Genomic DNA, 6806 nt, shown 5'->3' with positions numbered 1-6806 from the left:
TACTTCCTAAAACTCCGGCTTCCCAGCTCCCGACTTCAAAAGAGTCCATTGCGGAATCGAAAGAAGAAAAAGAAGAAGTAGCGGAATCAACAGAAAAGACGGAACCGGAATCCGAAACTGAGGAAACATCCGAATCAGAATCCGATGAAGAACCAGTGGAGTCCAAGCCGGAATCAGAAAGTAAGGATTCTGACGAAGCAATCGACACAGAAGACAAGATCGAAAAAGACGACTCGGAAATCCCGGATCTGGAGATTACCGATGACGGCATAGAAATTGCCACGGATTCTGATGCTACCTCATCGGATGCAGTAAGAGATGAGGTCGAGCAAGAAGAAAAATCGTTTTTCCATATATTAAAGGAAAAAGTATCAGAATTCTTTGGTGACAAAGATGACGAAGAAAACCGAGAAGGAAAAGACGGGGCAGCAAGAGATTCACAGCCGCCGAAAAAAGAAGGGGTTACCTATATTGGAAACACCAATTTTGAAGCTTCCGATGTCACTCCTCACACGCAAGGTGACAGGGATATCGAATGCTGGACATTCATCATTTACGATCATCGTACTGAAGGCGAGATCCACTTCAACAAGCGGGATCTGGATTTGGTGAATGGAGATGATTATGATGAAACCTACGCCGCAGAAAACGGGGATGGTACCCTGGAGGGTGCTGTTTACGGTTTATTCGCTATGACAGACATCATCCATCCGGATTCCGAGCAGAAAACCGAAAATGATCAGGATACCGGAGTGGTATATCAGGCCGGCGATCTGGTGGCAGTAACTACTACAGACCGGAACGGTGACGCATCCTTTATGACCATTACGGAAGCACCTGGTATGACTTACGATTATGACCAAGGCAAAATCGTAAAGCGAACCGATGCCTGGGATGGACCTGGAAATCTGCATGCCGAACAGGGTAAAGCGGACGCTGCAGTACAGGACAACGAGAAATTCGTTGGCTGGGACGCAGACGGTTCCTCAGAAGTCACGCTGACCGACTCTGAGCCTGGCGGTAATGACCATACGGACGAACATTACCATAAGCATTCCAGTAACCAGGGATTGAATAAAGGAGAAGGACAGGATGATGGAACAACCTACCCGATTTCCAACAATGAGGATAACAACGGTAACTGTTGGATCGGACGGCCGTTAATCGTATCCGGCAAAAATCCGGCAAACTACTATATTAAAGAACTTTCCAGATCCGAAGGATATGAGCTGTCTGTCTATGGAAAAGATATGCTCAACACCAATAAGGAAGCTTTTGCCAACGGTGGAGAAGTTTCTGTGGAAGGCACTGTATCAATTGGAAAGATAAGTTTAATTGAAAAGCAGCGGGACAATGGTAAGATTACTTCTTACAATGACATCATGATCACCGGACAGGATACAGTCAATGGTTTTGATGTTTCCTTCAAAAATTTGACACAGAATCAGAATCTTGCACAGTTCTACACAGTGAAACAGACAAAAGTAGAAAAGGAAGAAGAAGTAAAACAGTGGGTAGAAAAAAAATTTCCGGTGATGGGACAAGTGGATCAGCCAGTATTGATTAACGGAGAACGTGTAGAAGCGCAGGCCGGCGATGTCATCACACTGCCAAACGGAAAAACGATGACCGTTCAGAACACCATCACAGACAGTGGAGATAAACTGTATGTGCCCAAAAGTTCCGTTGCATACGCCCTTCCGAAAGCGGACGATTTCAATAATGCCAGCGGAAACACGTTTACTGAAAAATACAATGCAGCTCTAAAAAAAGCAGCATTTGGACAGCCGGATCCTGCAGCACCATGGGTATTAGTACCCATCGGAAGCAGTGAACAGGAATCCTTTAATAACATGACCAGCATGCTGGCAGAATACACAGTCTTCCACCAGATGCGTATTGTCGGAGAACAGAATGGTTATTATGTTGTTCAGTATTCCCTTGCAGACACTCCAGAAAGTGTATACGACTTCAAAAACCAGATTGTTTTCGTAAAGAAAGAAGTATCCATGGATGGTGGAAATGGTTATCTGTACGCACAGTATGACGCAACACAGCTGCCACACAACAATACCGGATTTGTCATCAATAACCAGAAACCAAGTAAAGCAAACATTTCCCGTTACGAGGATCTGTCCCAGATCACATATGCAGACACAGTCGGAAAGACCTGGTGGGCATATGCGGAAGGCGAACAGAAATACGAAAGCAACGGAGATCCGGCAACCATTACCAAAATGGTAGAAGAAACCGTTACTCAGATGGTAACAAAGATTGAGGAAGAAGAAACAGCAATTCCTGCGGACCATGTTGTTTGGAATCCAGCTACAAATACCTATGCCGTACATTTTGATGGAGCAGGAAAATATCTTGTACGCATCCGTTACAATGAAGAAACCACAAATGGTATCGTAAATGCAGCATTTGCAAAAAATAACGCTGTCCTTGGATATTATATCGCTCCTCAAACGGCTGGCAGCTACATTGAAGATGTACAGCTGGGTTACCCAGGATCCTCCATCGTTATGCAGGACGCTGGTACCATAACCAATCCGACCAAGGTTCAGGAACGCCCCATCCGTCAGAAGATCAAAATCTCCAAGGACATCCAGACTCTTCCAAACCCGAAAGTAGTCTGGTACTGCGGAAACTGCGGCTATGAAAACGCCGACGGCACGGCTTCCTGCGGCTACTGCAGTACGAAGCGTACCAGCGAGGAGACAAAGACGGTGCGCTACGCCCATGACACCTACTCGGCCGTACACTCCGAAAACCGGAAGGCGGACGGCTCAGACGAAGGGATCCTGGACTGGCTGACCCAGCTGTTAGGCGGCGGTGTCAAAGACCAGTCCGCCAAGGACGTGCCGGAATTCCGCTTTAAGGCATACTTAAAATCCAACCTGGAGCGGCTTTACCGCAATCCGGACGGCGAGATCGTCTGGATGGACCGGAACGGAAACGTGATGACACCCCAGTATCAGGACACCAACGGGAACGGCAACTACGATACCTTCACCTGGAAGTACACTGACGCCTACAACGGCAAAACCGTTGACTGGCCGGAGAAAGATAAAGTATCCGATGATGGCAGCCTGCAGTCTTCCAATGTGCAGAAGATATACACCAAAGTAGAACACAACACTGATTCCGATACTACTTCTCATCGGGCCAATAATGTCTGGTCCACCTATTTAACACCGCAAAGTGACCAGACTGATGAGGTTGCGGAGAAAGAAAGCTATTCTACTTCCGAAAGAGTGGACGGCGCCGGCAATAATGGAGAGGCTTCAGGTCTTGCCATCCGCGGCAGTGACTCCCTTTACAGCTATGCTGGAACCAATGAGGATGTGGCAAAATCCGACCGACTCAATGATAAACCGAATACCGAATACATCCGCCTTCTGGAAACCACAAAGAAGACCATGGAAGACGGAGCGGGAGCCACTCGTGAAGTGGAGATGTACAACTACGAAAAGTTCTTTGATGCCATCCATGCAGGTAACCTAGACATCTGGGATGACGACATGCATTCCACTTTCACCGGAAACTCCATGAAGAACTATCCGGGCCAGCACTGGTTTGAAACCTTTTACGAGAAGTACCAGCGTGACGACGCAGATCCGAGCCACACTCTGGAAAACACCGATAATGCCGACAAAGACAATACAGCCGGCGGAGATAAGGATACCTCCTTCAAACCGTTCCGTTGGATCCGGGGAAATGTGTTCGGCGACCGGACAGATTATGAGAAGTACCCGGCAGAGCATAACGGCGAGAATACCGAGATTTCCATGAGCACCTCCGACTTTGCAAAAGCCAATGCCGAGGCATCCGATGCTGTTAGACAATTCGCTACCAAGTGGTATTTAGAGCAGGAGACTGCCAAGCTGATGAAAGACAATGGTGTAGGGGAGAACATCGCCAAAGCCGAAGATGGCACACTCCAGTATGACGAAGCAGTTTACGATGAGGCTCTGTTCCATGCGATTGCAAAATCCTACAACTACTTAAAGCCGTTCTATGTGTATGACCTGGATACAATTTACAGTGTGGAATGGGATAGTGCAGCAAACGGCGGAACCGATAAAGACTACACGACACTGTCTGTTGATCTGGATGATGATGCAGAAGTCTATAATGTATCTTCCTACCTGCCTTATGGCGTGTATGTCATCGTGGAACAGCAGCCGATGCGCAGGGATGATGCCGTAAACGACTGGAACAACCGCAGCTACACCATTGAAAAGCCCAAGGAAGTAATCCTGCCAAGTCTCTATGATGCGGCAGAAAGCAATGACACAACCGATAACTATGATCCACATTACAATTACGATCCAGCACAGACATCCGAAGAACAGGCAAAGACCGACAACTACCTGATCCGCTTCGGAGAGGAGTGGTCTGATGTCGCTTCAAATGCTGGCCAGGATGAACGGCAGTATGTAATCCGGGCACATGGTTATGATGGAGACTTTGAAGTTTACAAATACGGACTGGATGTTGACCTGCTCAACCGCATGGAAAACCGTCATCAGGGCGGAATCACAACAGCAAACGGTACATTCAGCTATGCTGGCTGGAACGAAGCCCAGGAGGAATTTGATCCCCTCAAAGACACCTACAACACCGAGCACCGCGGCAAAGATGGAGCGGAGAAAACTCCAGCCGAAGACGGAGGAAACGATGGGGCAGGCTATGACGGAGCGGAAAAGACCAATGGCGCCGATACAGCAAATGGCAGCAGCTACAACGGCACCGCCATTGAGAACCGTTACTTCTACGCCAGCGTATCCGAGGATAAAGGGAGCGCTGATGATGTGATGTTTAAAGGCGGCTCTACTGATGACAATAATGTCTCCGGCATGCAGTGGAAGGATGATGTGGTATCTATGACCGGCGAGCTGACTGCCTACAAAGACAAGTATGCTTCAATGCTGGTACCGTGGACCGTAACCGCACCAGCGGACATTCATACCTACGACTCCAAAAATTTCTCCGGATATGCAGATGTTAATGAACGGGACGGATTCTATACTACGTTCCTTAGAGTCAACAAGACTGACTCCGAGACAGGAGAGTACATCCTTCACGATGATGCAATCTTCGGGCTGTATGCAGGAAGCCGCTACCAGAGTTTTGATGAGATTGAAAAAGATTCCAAACTTATCAAGGATGCTGCGGAGAGAGAGCAGTTCCTCGCACAGTTTAAACCGGGCGATGCCAAGTTCTACCTGCAGGATATCCAAATTGAAGGAACCAGGGAATTCCTAATGGCGATGGGAGCAAAGGACATTACACCGATTGAGAAGCGAAATGACATCCCGGCAGCTGGAGTGGCAGTCAAGGAGATTTGTACTGGCATTGTCCCGAAGGGGACCCCAATCTGTGTGGAAAGCGAGCAGATCATGCTGACCGACCAGCTTGGCAATCGGACGGGCCAGATGACAGTCTACACGACCAACAATGATGTGAAGGTTGCCGGCGAGGAGAATGCGGCCGACAAGGTTTACGCAAACCAGAACACCGGATACATCGTCACTCCGCAGCCTGTGGGAGCTGGCGTGTACGTGCTTTTGGAGTTAAAGGCTCCGAACGGCTACGCACGCAGTAAGCCAGTGGCCTACGAGGTCTACTCGGACAAGACACAGTATTACGTGGATGGCGACATGTACCAGAAGGTGTCTGCTGTGCGATACACAGGGAACCTGATGGACGACATCGACTACGACAACTAAAGAAAGACCGCCTGGGAGAAATCCTGGGCGGTTTTAGCGTGCGTGCATATGCTAGACTTGGCTTTTACCAAAAATCCAAATATTCCGCCCATAATTAGAGTGCATGACAATGAACCACATGGGAACGTAATACTGGTGCAGCGTGGCAGATGAGCGCTGTGGCAGTTAAATGAAAATGCGCTTTCGCTAGAATGGAAATGGCTTAAAATCAGGGTTTTTTAAGTGTTTTCCCCGCGTGAGCGGGGGTGCTCCTTACTGGATCATACACAAAGCCTTGCGGTTATGGTTTTCCCCGCGTGAGCGGGGGTGGTTCTACCCATGATGCACTAAAGCAGCTGGAAGGCATATATTTCCCCGCGTAAGCGGGGGTGATCCTCTATATCAGTGAAAAGTTGCTGCCACGATGAAGTATTCCCCGCGTGAGCGGGGGTGATTCCTAAAAAAGTTCGTTTTTCCTATTTTTGTTATTTCGCTCTCATAATTAACTCAGCAGCAAAGAAATGCTGACACACTGTAAACAATTTAAGAAAGGAGAGAAGGTGTAAACACAACAACATGAAGAAAAGACTCATGGTTACACTTGCGGCTTCCGCACTCATCGGAGCCCTGGCGGTAGGAGGTACCGTTGCGTACCTGACCGACAATGAGGTGGCACAGAACACCTTTACCATCGGTAAAGTGCAGATCGATCTTTTGGAACCGGCATATGTAGTAGATAATGCAAAAAAATATGCTCCCGAATCAGAAGGTTGCTAAGGACCCGTATGTAGAGAACACCGGCACAAACGACGCACTCGTATTCCTTAAGGTGACAGCGCCAAAGGCGAACATCATTGTTGCAGCCAATGATGGTACGAGAGGTCAAGCGGCGCTTCAGGAGATCTTCAGTTATCAGCGAGGTAACGAGGACGAGGGGTTCCAGGATGGCTTTAACACCGATGCATTTATAACCCATTGCGGGCGGGAAAACCCACGGTTTCAACCGTGAGGATGATAGCCCGCGCCCTCTTTAATTGTAGATATAAATTTGACTATCATCTACAAATGTGATACCATATACTCATGAAAAAC

At 48.1% G+C, this 6806-nt stretch carries 1 protein-coding gene and 1 pseudogene; both read left to right on the top strand.

Annotation, left to right across the window (positions count from 1 at the left end; genetic code table 11):
- Positions 1-5735 (top strand): annotated as a pseudogene (locus FYJ39_RS20640) (zinc ribbon domain-containing protein); the annotation flags it as partial.
- 555 nt (positions 5736-6290) lie between these two features.
- Complete coding sequence (locus FYJ39_RS19990) at positions 6291-6491, top strand: TasA family protein (protein WP_154474071.1); 201 nt, start codon at positions 6291-6293, stop codon at positions 6489-6491.
- Positions 6492-6806 lie beyond the last annotated feature (315 nt).

This window comes from Clostridium porci (genome assembly GCF_009696375.1).
GTDB classification, from domain to species: domain Bacteria; phylum Bacillota; class Clostridia; order Lachnospirales; family Lachnospiraceae; genus Enterocloster; species Enterocloster porci.
Note: the sequence above shows the minus strand (reverse complement) of the source record. Positions and strands in the feature narration are given on the sequence as shown.